The following is a 16652-nucleotide window of genomic DNA, read 5'->3' as shown; positions in this document are numbered from 1 at the left end:
TTATGTCTTATTTTAAAAAAATACCTCGGAACGTTCTAATGTGGGGTGAACTTGTCCGAGGTATTAAATCAATAAACACTATCACACGTACTGTTTTCAGTACAAATTAAACTGTACATCAGCGAGCACAAAATTTTGATTGCCTAATTACTTTCTGTACAGTAAGTTTTTGCATCATCCAAAATCAGCTTGAATGATACAGCAATCAATACCACATAAAAAGTTGAAATTTGAAGTTTGCGTAAGCAAAGATTTAAAAACGTATTGAAACTTTAAAGGTCTCCTTGGCAAAACAGGTACAAAGTTTTTAACATAAAATGTTGAAAATCTTGGTTTGAGAGTCGAAATTCTCGGAAAAATGAGAATAAACTCACACCAAATAAAAAAGACCAAGAAGCAATAATGTTTACTTACTTGGTCTCGCTTTTATGATGAACCGGCCATTGGCCAAATATTACCAAAGAGTACGGCCTCTTCAATCATGGTCTTCACAAACCTTTATTCGTCCTAGGTAGTTCCCCCGAAACCTAAAATCAAATTTAGATTTTGACCTAATTGAAGATTAATTGTGCAAGCGGTTTATACAATCAAGAGATTGGTTGCTGTGGCCGTACAATTATTTGGTAATACAAAATTTTCAAGAACAGCTGTTGGTTACAAGCTTATTTTTTTACAACTATCTTGTTCCAACTAGAATTTAATCCGGTATCATTCTTATCTAACACCGCCGCAAAAATCAAAACCATTATTAAAATCAGAAATAATACTGCACATTTTCTCATTTCCAAAACTTTATAAGTTGTCTTTCAATTTTTGACAAGCCGAATATAAATAACAATACTCCACAAGTATGTGGTCTATGTATAAACTGTTCCTTTTTATGTATAATTGGTTTGCACGGTTTTCAGATTGTGTTTGTTTTCTTCATGCAGTTCTTTTGTCGTGTGCCCAAAATGGTAGTTTTTCCCTTGATTTGGCTTTTTATACCAGTTATACGTGCTAAATATCCATTAACACATAATTTTATTACTATGTGAAGAATAATTCTAAATTTGATATAACCTATTCTGTATTATGCTAGAAGCTGTAATAGTTGATGACGAAATAAAAGCCCTGCAAAGTTTAAGTTGGGAACTGACCAACTTGAGCGATGAGGTGGATATTATTGCATCTTTTACCGATGCCCGAGAGGCCTTGGATTATTTGGAACAAAATACTCCCGATTGCCTGTTCTTGGACATAGAGATGCCCGCCATGGACGGGTTTCAGTTTATTAAAAACCTAAAGAACAAAAATTTCCCGGTCGTTATTACTACAGCCTACAACCAATATGCGCTGCAAGCCCTAAAGAATGAGGCCATCGATTATCTTTTAAAGCCCATTGATTCTGATGATCTTGAAGAAACCATTGCCAAGATAAAAAAGTTTAACTCCAAGAACTTGAGTATTGATCGGTTGGAGAAAATTTTGCTCAACTTCAATGCGGAATCACAGAACAAAAAAATAACCATCAACACCGATGGCAAACTGGTTTTCTTGAACAGTGACGACATCCTTTACGCAGAATCGGATGGTAACTACAGTACCATTTTCTTGTCGGATGGTCAAAAAATACTACTTACCAAAAAACTAAAAGAAGTAAACACACTTTTACCCCAGAGCAGCTTCTTTAGAATACACAATTCATACATTATCAATCTCAATAAAATAAAAGAGTTCCTCAAAACCGATGGTTATGTGGTTTTGGAGTCCAATCATAAAATTCCTGTTTCCCGGCAAAAAAAATCCGACTTTTTGGATATGCTTTAATCCCACAATGTTCCCGTGCCTATCGTAAAGCTCCAATACTTCGAAAATCTATATCGACCGCAAAGAATTCCTTTGCTCATTCTATTATTGTTTTCGTTTTTTGGTTCCTTGATCGCCCAGGAAATCCCAAAAGAATTTAAGGATAAGGCCGAAACACTTGTTCAACTTCAGCCCAAAACATATGAAGCTCTCGACAAAGAATTGCATTCAGAAAAAAGAGACACCTCGTTGTTGAGGTATTTTGCCAATTTAAGCAAAGAGTATAATTATTTGGTAGGTAGAGCCTATGCCCTGAACCAGTTGGGCATGAAATACAGAAATGTTTCTCAATACGAAAAAGCGGTGACTCTCCATGAACAGGCCCTAGCAGCCTCTGTGGAGGCCAACAACACCGACTTTAGAGTCCTTAGCCTTAATATGCTAGGAGTTGTATACAGACGTACCGATGCCATTAAAACAGCCTTGGACTACAACCAAAAGGCCTTGGAATTGGCAGAGCAGGTCGAAGACCCCTCGAACCATATAAAAAGAAGCATCAATGTTGCGCTGAACGGCATAGGGAACCTATATCAAACCTTGGAACAGTATGATTTGGCAATATTACAGTTTCGGAGAGCCCTAAAACTTGAAGAAGAACTTGGCAATAAACTGGGGTTGGCCATCAACCATCAAAATATAGGGCATTGCCTTGAAGAAAAAGGGGACTTGGAAGGTGCTCTGGAAAACTACAGAAAATCACTGGCCTACAATGAAGATATTGATTCCGATATTGGCCGTTTGATATGCAAGAACAGTCTGGCCCAAATCTATCTTAAACAGGATATGCCCTACTTGGCATTGGTGCTTTTGGAGCCGCTACAAGAAGAATCAAAAAGAATTGGCGACTTTTCCATAACCTCTCTGGTTTTTATCAATACAGGTTGGGCACAGACAAAATTGGGCAATTACATGGAAGCCGAGGACTTTATAAGGGAAGGTTTACAAATGGCCCAAAACCGAAACATTCCCAGCAACATTCTGTATGCCTATGAAAAAATGTCGGAACTCCAAAATACCAAGGGCGACTTTAAAAAAGCTTACGAGTATTACAAAAAAGCCGACGAATACGACAAGCAGATTTCCAGTGCCACCAACTTAAGGTACATGAACGATATTATTGTTAAGTACGAAAATGACAAGAAGAACAACCAAATTGCCGTACTTGCCAAGGAAAATGAGATTGTTCGCCTTAGACTGAAGAAGAACCAAACAACACTTCTTGTTAGTGCTCTAATTGTTGGACTAATTTTGTCCATTCTCTATATTCTTTATCGCCAATACCAAAGTAAAAACGAGAAAAGGGTACTGACCTTGGAACAACAGATGCTCCGCAGCCAGATGAACCCGCACTTTTTGTTCAATTCGTTGAACTCCATCAAGCTTTACATTATAAACAACGAGCAAAAAAATGCCGTCCATTACCTAAACAAGTTTTCCAAACTGGTACGGAAGATTCTAGAGGCGTCATCCCAAAAGGAAATCCCGTTATCGGAAGAATTGGGAACCATGGAGCTCTATATGAACATCGAAAACATTAGGTTCTCCAATGAAATAGATTTTAAAATTGAGGTCGAGGAAGGTATCAATGTAGACAACATAAAGATTCCTTCGTTAACGCTTCAACCCTTCTTGGAAAATTCTTTGTGGCACGGTCTATCCCCAAAGGATGGTGAGAAAAAAATACAAATCAACGTAAAGCACAAGGACAAAGGCCACGTAACCATTGAAATTGTGGACAATGGCGTGGGCCGAACCATGGCAGAAGTGAACAAAGAAAACAGGGTGCTAAAGAGAAAATCCTTGGGCATTCGCATTACCAAAGAACGATTGGCCAATTTTGCCAAGGATTATCAAAACAAATTTGATGTGGATATTTTGGATCTGTTTGATGAAAACGGAGACCCGAACGGCACCAAAGTAGTGCTGGACATTCCTACTATTTAACGTTTTCGGCTGCTACTTCCTCCAATTCCCTGTACCAGTCCTCTCCAAATTTTTGGATCAAGGCATCTTTCACAAACTTATAGATCGGAACCTTAAGTTCCTCTCCCAAAGCACAAGCTGGGTCACAAATTTCCCATTTATGGTAATTTACCGCCGTAAATTCGGAGTACTCCCTTGTTCTTACCGGGTACAAATAGCACGAAATTGGTTTTTTCCACTTGGTGGCACCTGCTTCATAAGCGGCTTCCAGCCCACATTTTGCCATACCATTATCAGAAAAAATAACATAGGCACACTCGTTGTTGTTTACCAATGGGGTTTCCCATTCGCCATCTTCTCCTTTAACAAAAGTTCCGTGTTCCTCAATGGCTTCGATGCCTTCGGGGCGTAAAAATGGTTTTACATCATCATAAATATTTACGAGTTTGTCGGTTTCGGAATCATCCAAGGGAGCTCCGTACTCCCCTCCTACGCAGCAAGCACCTTTACATGCATTTAGGTTGCACACAAAATCATTTTGCAATATCTCTTCGGATACTATGGTTTTACCTATCTGGAACATACTAAGCGGTTACTTTTTTGGGCAAAGGTAATTCAAAACCGAAAATTTGATGATTTATAAACATTTTATGTAGTCCAAAAGTGTTTTTTACCCGTAAATTTGCCGTCCGAAAAAAATGATGCGATGAATTTTAACTTTAAGGAGATTGCTACCGCTGGAATGGTATTGTTTGCCGTAATCGATATTTTGGGAAGTATCCCCATTATTTTATCCCTAAGGAACAAGGTTGGCCATGTGCAATCCGAAAAGGCCTCAATTGTGGCCACTTGTATTATGGTTGCCTTCTTGTTTGTTGGGGAAAGTATACTCTCTTTGATCGGGATTGATGTGAATTCTTTTGCCGTTGCCGGTGCTTTTATCATATTTTTTCTTGCTATTGAAATGATCCTGGGCATATCGCTATACAAGGATGATGAGCCGGAAACCGCTTCTATTGTACCCATTGCATTTCCGCTTATCGCAGGTGCAGGTACTTTGACCTCCATTCTGTCACTTAGGGCGGAATATCACGTGGAGAACATTATCGTCGCCATTATTATAAACGTTATCTTTGTGTACATCGTGCTTAAGTCGAGTGCAAGAATCGAACGTATTTTGGGTAAAAACGGACTCAACATTATCCGAAAGGTGTTCGGTGTAATTCTTATGGCCATTGCGGTTAAGCTTTTTGCCACCAACATAAACGAGTTACTTACGCACGGTATTTAAAACATTGATATGAACAAGACCTTTGCTATAGTTTTAATTATACTGGCGTTGGGCCTTATTGCCTATAATGTAACCTTGGTAGATTTTGAAAACCCGATTCAGGGCGATAGCACCATTGCATTGATCGGGATAGTGGCCTCGTTGTGTGCCATAGTGCTTATGTTGATCTTTATTACTTCCAAAAAGATAGACAAAAAGCTAAAAGACTAAATCAAGGTTTTACTTCCACAGCACCAATTTGGGATTGGTCTATCCTTGCTTTATCCAATGCTTTTACCTTATTGAGCATGGAATCAAAATCTCCCTTGATCTGGGCAGATAGGTTGGGCGAAAACAATTGTTCTGCAATATTGGCCTTTACATACGCCTTTATCTTTTCCTCATGTGCATAGAAATCCAATTTTACCTTTCTATCCAATACAAATTGGATGAAATTATCGAAAAGGATATCATCTACCTTGAATTCGTCCAAGAATTGGTTTTGGTCATAGTCATCGTACATGGTCCTGTCCTTTTCCAAATGTTCAAAAACAAAACGGGCAAAAAACTGATAGGTGTCATCCATGCTCTCTATGGCTTCTTCTTGGTTGCTTCCGATCGGAACAAAAACATCAGGGATAATTCCCCCGCCCCCATAGACCACTTTGCCCTTTGGGGTAACAAACTTTAAGGAGTCGGCCACTTTAATACTGTCCGCAGATATCAATTCACCACTGGTATAGCGCTCCATAAACCTTTTGTAATAATCGTGGTTGCCATTTTTATAGGTTTTTTGAATGGAACGTCCTGTTGGGGTGTAGTATCTGGAAACTGTTAGCCTAACCGCCGAGCCATCGCCCAAGTCCATTTCGCGTTGTACCAACCCTTTCCCGAAGGAACGCCTACCTACAATAGTGCCTATATCATTATCCTGTAAGGCCCCTGCAATAATTTCACTGGCCGATGCAGAGCGTTCATTAATGAGCACATATACCGGTTTGTTCTCAAAATCCCCTTTTTTGGTAGCGTATGCTTTTTTGATTCGCCCATTCTTGTTTTTGGTGAAGAGAATCAACTTGTCATCTTCCAAGAACTCGTCGGCCAATTTTTCGGCAATGCCCAAATAACCACCGGGATTATCCCTTAAATCAAGGGTCAATTTCTCTGCTCCTCTTAGTTTTAATTTTCTCAGCGCATCTTTGAACTCATCAAAGGTGGACTCTGCAAAACGATTGATTTTGATGTAACCCATCTCGTTGGTGAGCATGTAATACGCTTCAACACTTCTGATCGGAACACGGTCCCGAACCACGGGAACGTTCATTATTTTGTTTTCGGTTTTTCTGAAAACCTTCAAATTTACCTTTGTACCTATCTTGCCTTTTAAGGTAGAGACCGCATCATCATTGGCTATTCTTCTGCCGTAAAGCGTATCCATGTCGGCCATCAAAATACGGTCGCCCGGTTTTATTCCACTGATATAACTCGGTCCATTTTTGATGGTTCTTATCACGGTAATGGTATCTCTGTACATGTAGAAACTTACGCCTATACCCGCAAAATCCCCTTTCATGGTCTCGGCCACGTCCTTCATTTCATCTTTGGGAATGTATACCGAATGTGGGTCCAGTTTGCCCAAAATATTGTTCACGGTAACATCCACAATGCTATCGGTATCCACATCGTCCACATATTCGTAGTCGATATAATCAATAAGCCGATTGAGCTTGTCTTTTTTGGAATTGGTGGAGAACAATTTCTCCGGGGAATCGTTAAAATGAAGTTTCCCTCCTATAAAAATGCCGATGGCTACCGCTAGAGCAAGTAAGGTAGGCCAAATATATCCTTTGATCTTTTTCATATAGCAATTATGGTTTTAAACCATTTCTTCCAAAACGGGCAAATGGACGATTTCAACTCCTGCCCTTTCCAGAAATTTAATTCCAGAGTCGTCTTTGTACGCTCTTTGGTATACCACACGTTTTATGCCAGCTTGGTGCACAAGCTTGCTACATTCCCTGCAAGGCGATAAGGTAATGTACAGCGTAGCACCCTCGCAAGACTGGGTGGACGAAGCAACTTTAAGAATGGCATTTGCTTCGGCGTGGAGCACATACCATTTGGTGTACCCTTCATCATCCTCGCAAAAATTCTCAAAACCGGTAGGTGTTCCGTTGTACCCATCGGATATGATCATTCTATCCTTAACGATTATGGCTCCTACTTGCCTTCTTTTACAGTAGGATAGTTTGCCCCATTCTTGGGCCATTCGCAAATAGGCCTTATCATATTTTTCTTGTTTGCTCGCCTTCATAAATCCAAAAAACGCTGATAATTAATTAAATATACCTGCTTTGACAGACCCAGACAACCTTATTCGATAAATTTTAACGTAGGTCTACTTTGGGAACGTAGCAATAAGCAAGGGTATTGTGATCGCAATAATCAAAATTGATGCAATAGCGATAAAAATGGAACGCTTAACCTTTAATAAATCCAAAATCACATAGGCAATTGTCAAAACTACCAATATGATGATGATTTGAGACAGCTCAATTCCCGTGGCAAAACCCAATAAGGGCGTAATCTTATCTTCTTCTTCGGCCATCAACATCTTAAAATAGTTGGAAAAGCCAAAACCGTGAATCAATCCAAAGAAAGCGGTGGCCAAAATGTGGAGAAAAAGGCCCACGTCCATAGCTTCTTTATACACATAGGCAAAATTGAACAGCGCCGTAAGTAAAATGGTAACAGGAATCAAAAACTCGATTAGCCCAACGTCCACCGTAGCAACTTCATAAACAGACAAAGCGAGGGAGGTGCAATGTGCAATGGTGAAAATGGTGGCCAAAACCAACACCCGTTTCCAATTTTTAAAGGTAAACGGAACCGCTAAAGCCGACAAAAACAAGATATGGTCGTACGCACCAAAATCCAACACATGGTCAAGTCCCAATTTTATATAGAATAAAAACTCCTGCATAAGCTTTTGCGTCCAAATTTAACCAATAAAACCCACTTTGATATGATTTTAAATCAACACAAAACTTTAATTAACTTTGCACGGCCCAACCCAATGTTGGGCCTTTTTATGGTTATGGGAAAAAAGAATACATACGGAATCCGGACTTTTATCAATGACGTACACTTGTGGTTAGGACTTGTGAGCGGCATCATTATATTTTTGGTCTGTCTTAGTGGAACCATTCTAACTTTTGAAAAAGAAATTGAACAATGGTTCAAAAAAGATTTGAAAGTAGAGGCTATGGGGGTGAAAAAATCACTTTCGAGCTTAGTGAACGACCCCAACATTAAAGCAAAAGGACTTCTTACCTCCATAACTATACCTTCTGATGAAAACTCACCCTACAAATTATCCATTAAAGAAGATTCCAAGCAAAGAAGAGGCTCTACTTATGGAGTAAACCCATATACCGCTGAGATTTTGGCTCCGCAAGAAACGGGAATGGACAAATTTATGTTCAGTATGTTTAAAATGCACCGTTGGTTGTTGATGGACATTAAATGGGGAAGACCTATTGTGGGCGTTGCGACTATCATTTTTATGATATTGACCTTATCTGGAATTGTGCTTTGGTTCCCTAAAAAAATAAAATGGAAAACCGTAAAAGCGGGGTTCAAGATAAAAACCAACGCCAACTGGAAGCGAATCAACCATGACTTGCACAATACCTTGGGCTTTTATGCCTGCATTTTAATATTGATCATGGGCATTACCGGGCTGTGCTGGTCCTTTGAGGGCTACCGCGATGGTTTGAGTGCCGTTATGGGGACACGGGTGTTCGGAAACCGGGGTGGAGGTCCTGAAGTTGATTTGGAGCGTTTGGACAACGGCAAATCCATTAACTTGGAAGAAGCCATTACACTTGCCAATAAGGAATTGAACTACGAAGGTGAACTAACGGTAAGTTTGCCCAACGAAAAAAATCCGATCTATAGTTTCCGTAAGATTGCGGACAATTCTTGGTCAACCGTGGCTCAGGACAGACTACAGATCCATGAATCGGGCGAAATGATCAACAAAGAAATATATGCCGACAAACCGCTCAATGTGAAAATTGCTTCGGCCATAAAACCTATCCATACCGGAACCATTTATGGCGGATTTAGCAAGTGGTTGTATTTCTTGGCTTGCTTGATCGGCACCAGCTTGCCCATTACAGGAACCATCATTTACATCAACAAGCTAAAAAAGAAGAGCAAAAGAAGAAAGAAGAATAAATTGGCTACAGCTTAGGAAAGTCCTCTTTCCTTTTGAATGGACTCATAGGCCTTTTGGACTTCCTTGAATTTTTCTTCGGCACCATTTCGGATGGCCTCATTTTCGGTGACCACACGATCGGGATGGTACTTTTTGGCCATTTTTCTATAAGCCTTTTTTACCTCATCATCCGTGGCGGTCTTTTCAATTTCCAAGATTTTGTACGAGTTGTCCGTGGACTTGATGAACATCGCCATAATACTTTCAAAATCGTGTTGATTCACTCGAAAATAACCCGCTATCTCTCGTAATTTTTGAATCTCTGCCTTGCTTACCTGTCCATCGGACTGAGCAATCCCAAATAAAAAGTGAAGCATTTGCAAGCGTACCTCGTATCGGGTGCGCTGCACCATAAAATTGCAAATCCTTTGTGTGGAAATTTCCCGGTTTTTTATAACCTCGTTAAACGTCCGGAAAATCGCGTTTGCTTTTTCCTTGCCATAGGTGCTCAAAAAATACTGTCGCACATAATCCAGTTCCCTTTGGTTTACCTGCCCATCGGCCTTAATAATTATGGAACAGAGCGAGAGCAGGTTCAATTCAAAATCGGCCGGAGAAACCGATTGTCTGGTCACATTTTCGAACACAGACCTAGGCCTACTGCCAGAACCCCCTAAATTATCCAAAAAGGTTCCCACGATAAATCCTAAAACCGCGCCGGGAAAACGAAATAAAAAATAACCGATAAAGGCGGCTATCCACTTGATCATGTTTCAAAATTTAAACGGCAAAGATAACGGTTTGATAGAGAAACAAAGCTTTAAGCAATGTTAAGGGTGATGAAAAAACGCTAACAATACCGTATCTTTGTACTATAATCAAAAAGAAGTCTATGTATCCAGAAGAATTGGTTAAACCTATGCGCGAAGACTTGGCCAGTGCCGGGTTCGAAGAACTACATACAAGTGAAGCTGTAAATGAAGCCTTAAAAAAGGATGGAACCACCTTGGTAGTGGTAAATTCGGTTTGCGGTTGTGCCGCTGCCAATGCAAGACCAGCTGCTAAATTGAGCCTGCAAAACAGCAAAACGCCAAACAACTTGGTTACCGTTTTTGCCGGTGTGGATATGGAAGCTGTTGCCACAGCCAGAAACCACATGGTTCCCTTTCCTCCTTCCTCACCAAGCATGGCCTTGTTCAAAGATGGTGAGTTGGTGCACATGATAGAAAGACACCACATTGAAGGTAGACCTGCCGAACTTATTGCAGAGAACTTGATGGAAGCCTACAACGAGCATTGCTAAAATCAAGGAAATAAAACTGATTGTCCGTTTAATGTCATAATGGTGTTTTTGGCGTCATGTTGAACTTGTTTCAACATCTCATCCTGCTGAATATGAGCATTTTTATGTGACCCTGAATCAAGTTCAGGGTGACGTTGGTAATATTATGACTTGCGGACATTCAAAAATAAAATATTGAATAGCCACCCTAAAGGGTGGTTTTTTTATTTTTACGGCAACCAATAAAAATGTATCCGTGCTAAAACTGCTTTCGTATCCCCTGACCGTTATTTTCTTTCTGCTTTTTGGCCTAGTCTTGGTTATTTTCCATCCCATACAGTGGATTTGTCTTAATATATTCGGGTACAATGCACACAAAAAAAGTGTTTCCATATTAAATTGGTTCATTATGCGGTGTACCAATGTGCTGGGGACACAATACAGTTTCCGGAACAAACAAAATATTCCGACCGACCGTCCACTGATCATAGTGACCAACCACCAAAGCATGTACGATATACCCCCAATTATTTGGTATATGCGCAAGTACCACCCTAAATTCGTCAGCAAGATTGAATTGGGAAAAGGAATACCCAGCGTTTCCTATAACTTAAGGCATAGCGGGTCGGCTTTAATAGACAGAAAAGATCCGAAACAGTCCATTGCCGAGCTTCAAAAATTGGGAAACTACATTGAAACAAACAACCGAAGTGCTGTAATTTTTCCTGAAGGTACGCGAAGTAGAAATGGAGTACCCAAACCTTTTAGGACCATGGGGCTCAAAGTAATGATGAAAAAAGCGCCTTCCGCCTTAATCGTGCCCATTAGTATAAACAACTCTTGGAAACTGTTGCGCTATGGCAAATTTCCGATGGGGTTGGGTTCCCATGTTACTTTTGAAGTGCATCCGCCCATAGCAAACCAAGGCAACGCCGAAGAACTTATTGCTCAAGTAGAAAACCAGATTGTATCGGGAGTTAAAACCAAATGATGAAGGAAAATCAATTGATACAAAACACCATTGATTTTGTAAAAAAAGAACTCCAACATGCCGAGGGAGGACACGATTGGTTCCACATTGAACGTGTTTTTAATACCTCAAAATTACTATTGAAACACGAACAGGCAGATGCTATGGTCGTGCAACTGGCAGCACTGCTTCATGATATTGCCGATCCAAAATTCCACGGTGGGGATGAAAGTATTGGTCCTAAAACCGCGGAAACATTTCTTAAATCAAAATCCGTCGATGGGGGGACCATCCATCATGTTGCGAACATCATCAAGCACATGTCCTTTAAGAACAGTTTGGAAACGGAAACAGAAAAATTTACATCCAAAGAGCTTCAAATAGTGCAAGATGCAGACCGTTTGGATGCCATTGGGGCCATTGGGATTGCCAGAGCTTTTAACTATGGAGGTTTTAAGAACAGGGAGCTTCACAATCCTGACATTCCTCCGAACCTCGATATGACCAAGGAGGAATACAAAAAATCAAAAGGACCCACCATCAATCATTTTTATGAAAAGCTATTGTTGCTCAAAGATAAAATGAACACGAAAACGGGGAAAAAGCTGGCCGAGGAGCGACATCAGTTTATGTTGGACTACCTAAAACAGTTTTATAAAGAGTGGAATGGGGATGAATAATCGCTAGGATTTCTCTTACCGTTTTTTGTATCTTGGGATTTCACATAAATCAAACTAAACAAAATGCAAAGAAGAAAGTTCATTAAAAACACCGCGGCCGCTTCAGCTGCGTTTTCCATTGTTCCCAGTCATGTTATGGGCAAAACCCACATTCCCCCAAGTGACACGCTGTATGTAGCAGGTTTTGGTGTTGGTGGAAGGGGAAATTCCGTAATCAATGGCTTAAACGATACCGGAAGGGTAAAATTTGTGGCGTTTTGCGACGTGGATGACCGTCGCGCCCAACAAACCTACGAGCAATTCCCCGATGTAAAGCGTTTTAAAGATTTTAGAAAGGTTTTCGATGCACATATAAACGATATTGACGCCATTGCCGTGGCAACCCCCGACCATACACACGCCACTATTTCTTTACCGTTTATGCGTGAAAAAAAACATGCCTACGTGGAAAAACCGTTGACCCACAATATTCACGAGGCACGTTTAATGACCCAAGTTGCAAAAGAACAGGGTATCGTAACCCAAATGGGAAACCAGGGGGCATCCAGCGATGGTAGCCGAATAGCGCGCGAATGGGTAGAATCTGGCATTATTGGAAAAGTACACACCATAGATTGTTGGACCAACCGACCTGTATGGCCACAAGGCGTTCCTTTGCCTACAAAAAAAGACCGTATTCCAAGAGGATTGGATTGGGACCTTTGGTTAGGGCCAGCCAAAATGCGAGACTATAACGATGCTTACCTTCCCTTTAAATGGAGAGGCTTCTGGGACTTCGGGACTGGAGCTTTGGGAGATATGGGATGCCACATTATGGAAACACCTTTTAGCGTTCTTGACCTTGGTTATCCCAAAGAGGCAGAAGCAAGTTGCACTACAGTTTGGGTAGATGATTTTGTGGAGGCGGATTATAGCCATTCCTGTCCTCCTTCTTCCAAAATTCACTTGAAGTTTGAGCATGAAGAGCACGGCGATATCGCTTTAAACTGGTATGATGGTGGTATAAAACCAAACTTGCCCGATGAACTTAAAGATGATGAAACCATCGGTGATGGTGGTGGTGGAACTGTTATGTATGGTGAAAAAGGTATATTGGTATGCGATACCTATTCCAGAAATGCAAGATTGTTGCCATCCGAAATGATGGACTTGTACAAATCCCCAGCTCCTAAATACGATAGAGTGCCCGGTGGAATGAGTGGACACTTCGCCAATTTTGTGGATGGTTGCCAAAAGGGTACGCCAACTTCTTCCAACTTTGAAAAAGCAGGAAGACTTACAGAAACCGTACTTATGGGCAACTTAGCCGTTAAAGCCTTTCAATACAAAGAGTTGCAAGAAGGAAAAACTCCTAGCGATTGGAGCCCTTACAATTCCCCCGGAAGAAGAAAACTTTTCTGGGATGGCGACAACATGAAAATTACCAATTACGAGAAAGCCAACGACTGGGTAACGCGAGATTACCGCAAAGGCTGGGAATTGAAATAGATTGAAGTTTAAGTTTTTTATATTGAAAATGGCCCGTTTTGGGCCATTTTTTGCTTATGTCAATGCCTACCTGACGCGGATTTCACTAATCAATGTTGAAACTTTTTGTCATTAAGATCCGAGCGATAAGAGCGTACGAAATCAATCGGTACAGTTGAGGTTTATAGGTTTGCGGCACCCTAAAAATAGACTATACTTACCTTAATTAGTTGACTTGCCCGTTGAACCTAAAATGGACCGAAGGTTTCCATCACAACTTGATTCGCTTTTGGAAAATCTTTGATCAGCTTTTTAAAAGTTGACGGGGACAATAAGCAAACACCAAGGAACATCTTATTTTCTTTCTTAAAATAAACATCAAAAGTTTGTTTGCCAATGGCGATTCCTATAATTTTAGGCATACATAGTTTTAAATGCTTGTAGATTATCGATTCTGAGTACAGCCTTTTGGCCTAATGAACTGTTCAATCTTTAGGCATCTGCAGAAAGGGACGGATATTTCGAGCTGTTTTTAAACTAACAACAATAAACAGTCTGGCTCTTTCTCCTTTGTATTCATCTATTTTTAAAGATTAATATAATTCTAACCTCTTGCAAACATAGTTTAACAGTACATTTTAATTTCTATAGATTCCCGTTTTTGCGGGAATGAAGATATGGAAGAACAAAAAATCCAAAAGACTGAACTCAAAAAAGCTTGTGTCAATTGTGGGGCAGAGCTCAAATATAAGCCTGGCACCACCAGCATTAGTTGTGAATACTGCGGTTATGAAGAGACCATCTCCATAAAAGAAAGCGGTTTTGAAGAGTTGGAGCTGCACCCCTACCTACAAGAAATGGGGGCACTAAGGCACAGTGAGGAAATTTCCATGCTGCATTGCAAAAATTGTGGTGCCGACCAACATGTTGAGGAAAATTATAAATCACTCCATTGTGTGTATTGCGGCCAACCGTTGGTCATCGAAGATGCCTACAGAGAAAACTGGATTTTGCCCGGTGCCGTTTTGCCTTTTCAAATTGATAAAAAGCAATCCTTTGCCATTTTCAAAAACTGGGTAAAGCGATTGTGGTTTGCGCCGAACAATCTAAAAAAGGCCGCTCTAGATCCTCAATTTACCAAAGGACTCTATTTACCGTACTGGACTTTTGATGCACAACTCCATGCTTCCTATACTGGTCAGCGGGGCGAATATTATTACGAGACCCGAAGGGTGCGCAATGCCAATGGAAAAATAGTGACCCAAAGGGTCAGGAAAACCAGATGGTACCCTGCATCGGGAGAAGTTTCGGGATTTGTGGACGATACCTTGATCAAAGCCTCGCATCAAAAAACAGGGAGGATTCCAGGGAAAATCGCCTATTGGGACTTAAAAAAATTACAGCCCTTTAGCAGTGGGTTTCTTTCAGGTTTTGTTACGGAAAAATATACAATCCCCCTAAAAGATGGGCATCTCCATTCCAAGGAAGTGGCAAGAGGTATAGCTGATACTTGGTGCCGACGTGACATAGGTGGAGACACGCAGCGCGTAAGCAGTATGGACATGAAACTGTCCGAAGAGACCTTTAAGCACATTTTATTGCCGGTTTACGTTAGCGCGTATCGGTACAATGGCAAAGAGTATAACTTTTTCATCAATGGGGAAAATGGCCGAATATCGGGCACACGACCCTACAGCTTTTGGAAAATATTTTTTGCAGTATTATTTGGGCTTATTGTAATAGGTGTGATTGTTTTCCTATCAAAAAAATAATATGTAATAATGAAAAAGCTTCTAATCCTTTTACTGTTCGTATCAATCTCTTCTTGTGCGCAGGATGGAAAAATTATCTCCAAAAAACCACTGATTATTTCTGACTCCATCAAAATACGTTTGGCAAAAAGTGTTCCTGATCTAGGCTCGGTAAAATTTTCCAAAATCACGTACTTATCTGACGGACTAAAGGTTACAGGCTACATAGCAGAACCAAAAAAAGAAGGCGAGTATCCTTGTATCATTTCCAACCGTGGCGGCAATAGAAGCTTTGGAGAGCAAACGCCTTTAAGCATTGCATATTTTATGGGGAAGATGGCGAGTTGGGGTTACGTAGTAGTAGCAAGTCAATATAGAGGCAATGATGGTGGTGAAGGCATTGAACAGTTTGGCGGTGATGATGTGAATGATGTATTGAATTTAATTCCTGTTTTAAATCAACTGCCAAAGGCAGATACTTCTCGCGTGGGCATTGAAGGAGGTAGTAGAGGTGGAATGATGACCTATTTGGCCATGAAAAAATCATGTAAATTTAAAGCTTCCGTTGTTGTAGCAGGATTGGCCGATGCCCATCTCAATATTAAAAACAGACCCGAAATGGAAGAACATGTGTTTTCTGAATTGGTTCCCAATTATTCAACGGATAAAGAAAACCAGTTAAATCAAAGATCTGCTGTAAAATGGGCAAATGAAATGTGCAAAACAACACCACTTCTAATCATGCACGGTAGTGCTGATTGGCGGGTTTCACCAGAAGAATCTCTGAGGTTGGTAAATCAATTGTATAAATACAAACATCCTACAAGGTTTATTCTTTTTGAAGGGGCCGACCATGGCATTAGGGAATTCAGGAATGATTTGTTCTATGAAATGAAACGACATTTTGACCTTTACCTTAGGGATGAGCACCCACTTCCCAATATGGAGCCGCATGGGCGTTAATAGTTAACGGAACATCCATCCTCCAGTATTTGCACGTATATACTTGTAAATCGATAAGTTATGACCTACCAAAAATTTGCAGTACTCGGTATTTTTGTCGCTCTACTGTCTTTGTCTTGCAGGGACACCGAAAAAGAGGAAAAGGAACTGAATCAAAAACTAGAACAGATTGAATCTGTGGAACAAGCAGTTGATTCTACCGTAAATGATGTGGACCAAAAAGCATCGGAAGTCGAGGAAATGATCCAAGAACTCGATAGTATCTAATCTAAAAAA

General features: G+C 40.5%; 17 protein-coding genes. 12 read left to right on the top strand and 5 right to left on the bottom strand.

The genetic code is table 11. The features are described 5' to 3' along the window. Nucleotides 1–1074 precede the first annotated feature (1074 nt). Nucleotides 1075–1809, top strand: a complete 735-nt coding sequence (locus MURRU_RS07450; RefSeq protein WP_014032839.1) for a LytR/AlgR family response regulator transcription factor — start codon at nucleotides 1075–1077, stop codon at nucleotides 1807–1809. 72 nt (nucleotides 1810–1881) lie between these two features. After that, nucleotides 1882–3792, top strand: a complete 1911-nt coding sequence (locus MURRU_RS07445; protein WP_245545072.1) for a tetratricopeptide repeat protein — start codon at nucleotides 1882–1884, stop codon at nucleotides 3790–3792. Here the strand turns inward: MURRU_RS07445 and MURRU_RS07440 are convergent. Continuing rightward, complete coding sequence (locus MURRU_RS07440; RefSeq protein WP_014032837.1) at nucleotides 3785–4354, bottom strand: DUF3109 family protein; 570 nt, start codon at nucleotides 4352–4354, stop codon at nucleotides 3785–3787. The two genes, MURRU_RS07445 and MURRU_RS07440, sit on opposite strands and share 8 nt — an antisense overlap. A 123-nt stretch (nucleotides 4355–4477) precedes the next feature. Here MURRU_RS07440 and MURRU_RS07435 point away from each other — a divergent pair, with 123 nt between their 5' ends. After that, a complete protein-coding gene (locus MURRU_RS07435) occupies nucleotides 4478–5062 on the top strand; it encodes a MarC family protein (RefSeq protein WP_014032836.1) in 585 nt (194 codons plus the stop codon). A gap of 9 nt (nucleotides 5063–5071) precedes the next feature. Then, nucleotides 5072–5272, top strand: coding sequence for a hypothetical protein (locus MURRU_RS07430; protein ID WP_014032835.1), 201 nt, complete (start codon nucleotides 5072–5074; stop codon nucleotides 5270–5272). Between the two features lies 1 nt (nucleotide 5273). Here the strand turns inward: MURRU_RS07430 and MURRU_RS07425 are convergent, their stop codons facing one another. The 3 genes from MURRU_RS07425 to MURRU_RS07415 all read right to left on the bottom strand — a co-directional run bounded on the left by MURRU_RS07425 (nucleotide 5274) and on the right by MURRU_RS07415 (nucleotide 8024). Beyond that, nucleotides 5274–6902: a S41 family peptidase gene (locus MURRU_RS07425; protein ID WP_014032834.1), complete on the bottom strand. Its 1629-nt coding sequence runs from the start codon at nucleotides 6900–6902 to the stop codon at nucleotides 5274–5276. A 15-nt stretch (nucleotides 6903–6917) separates the two neighbouring features. After that, nucleotides 6918–7355: a deoxycytidylate deaminase gene (locus MURRU_RS07420; protein ID WP_014032833.1), complete on the bottom strand. Its 438-nt coding sequence runs from the start codon at nucleotides 7353–7355 to the stop codon at nucleotides 6918–6920. Nucleotides 7356–7439: 84 nt separating this feature from the next. Beyond that, on the bottom strand, nucleotides 7440–8024 hold the full coding sequence (locus MURRU_RS07415; protein WP_014032832.1) for a HupE/UreJ family protein: 585 nt from the start codon (nucleotides 8022–8024) through the stop codon (nucleotides 7440–7442). Between the two features lie 42 nt (nucleotides 8025–8066). On the opposite strand from MURRU_RS07415, the gene MURRU_RS07410 reads away from it, so the two are divergent. Further along, nucleotides 8067–9299 carry a PepSY-associated TM helix domain-containing protein gene (locus MURRU_RS07410; protein WP_014032831.1) on the top strand — a complete coding sequence of 411 codons (1233 nt, stop codon included), beginning with the start codon at nucleotides 8067–8069 and terminating at the stop codon, nucleotides 9297–9299. On the opposite strand, the gene MURRU_RS07405 is transcribed toward MURRU_RS07410, so the two are convergent. Beyond that, nucleotides 9296–10033, bottom strand: a complete 738-nt coding sequence (locus MURRU_RS07405; protein ID WP_014032830.1) for a TerB family tellurite resistance protein — start codon at nucleotides 10031–10033, stop codon at nucleotides 9296–9298. The two genes, MURRU_RS07410 and MURRU_RS07405, sit on opposite strands and share 4 nt — an antisense overlap. 122 nt (nucleotides 10034–10155) lie before the next feature. Between MURRU_RS07405 and MURRU_RS07400 the strand changes: the two genes are divergently transcribed. The 7 genes from MURRU_RS07400 to MURRU_RS07370 all read left to right on the top strand — a co-directional run bounded on the left by MURRU_RS07400 (nucleotide 10156) and on the right by MURRU_RS07370 (nucleotide 16643). Next, nucleotides 10156–10566, top strand: a complete 411-nt coding sequence (locus MURRU_RS07400; RefSeq protein WP_014032829.1) for a BrxA/BrxB family bacilliredoxin — start codon at nucleotides 10156–10158, stop codon at nucleotides 10564–10566. 235 nt (nucleotides 10567–10801) lie between these two features. Next, a complete protein-coding gene (locus MURRU_RS07395; RefSeq protein WP_014032828.1) occupies nucleotides 10802–11536 on the top strand; it encodes a lysophospholipid acyltransferase family protein in 735 nt (244 codons plus the stop codon). Continuing rightward, nucleotides 11536–12195: an HD domain-containing protein gene (locus tag MURRU_RS07390; RefSeq protein WP_041801867.1), complete on the top strand. Its 660-nt coding sequence runs from the start codon at nucleotides 11536–11538 to the stop codon at nucleotides 12193–12195. Before MURRU_RS07395 ends, MURRU_RS07390 begins: the two co-directional genes overlap by 1 nt. Nucleotides 12196–12258: 63 nt before the next feature. After that, nucleotides 12259–13683, top strand: coding sequence for a Gfo/Idh/MocA family protein (locus tag MURRU_RS07385; RefSeq protein ID WP_014032826.1), 1425 nt, complete (start codon nucleotides 12259–12261; stop codon nucleotides 13681–13683). Between the two features lie 656 nt (nucleotides 13684–14339). Then, complete coding sequence (locus tag MURRU_RS07380) at nucleotides 14340–15434, top strand: TFIIB-type zinc ribbon-containing protein (protein ID WP_014032824.1); 1095 nt, start codon at nucleotides 14340–14342, stop codon at nucleotides 15432–15434. A gap of 9 nt (nucleotides 15435–15443) precedes the next feature. Next, nucleotides 15444–16376, top strand: a complete 933-nt coding sequence (locus MURRU_RS07375; RefSeq protein ID WP_014032823.1) for an alpha/beta hydrolase family protein — start codon at nucleotides 15444–15446, stop codon at nucleotides 16374–16376. A gap of 60 nt (nucleotides 16377–16436) precedes the next feature. Continuing rightward, complete coding sequence (locus tag MURRU_RS07370; RefSeq protein ID WP_014032822.1) at nucleotides 16437–16643, top strand: hypothetical protein; 207 nt, start codon at nucleotides 16437–16439, stop codon at nucleotides 16641–16643. Nucleotides 16644–16652 lie beyond the last annotated feature (9 nt).

This window comes from Allomuricauda ruestringensis DSM 13258 (assembly GCF_000224085.1).
Taxonomy (GTDB): domain Bacteria; phylum Bacteroidota; class Bacteroidia; order Flavobacteriales; family Flavobacteriaceae; genus Flagellimonas; species Flagellimonas ruestringensis.
Note: the sequence above shows the minus strand (reverse complement) of the source record. Positions and strands in the feature narration are given on the sequence as shown.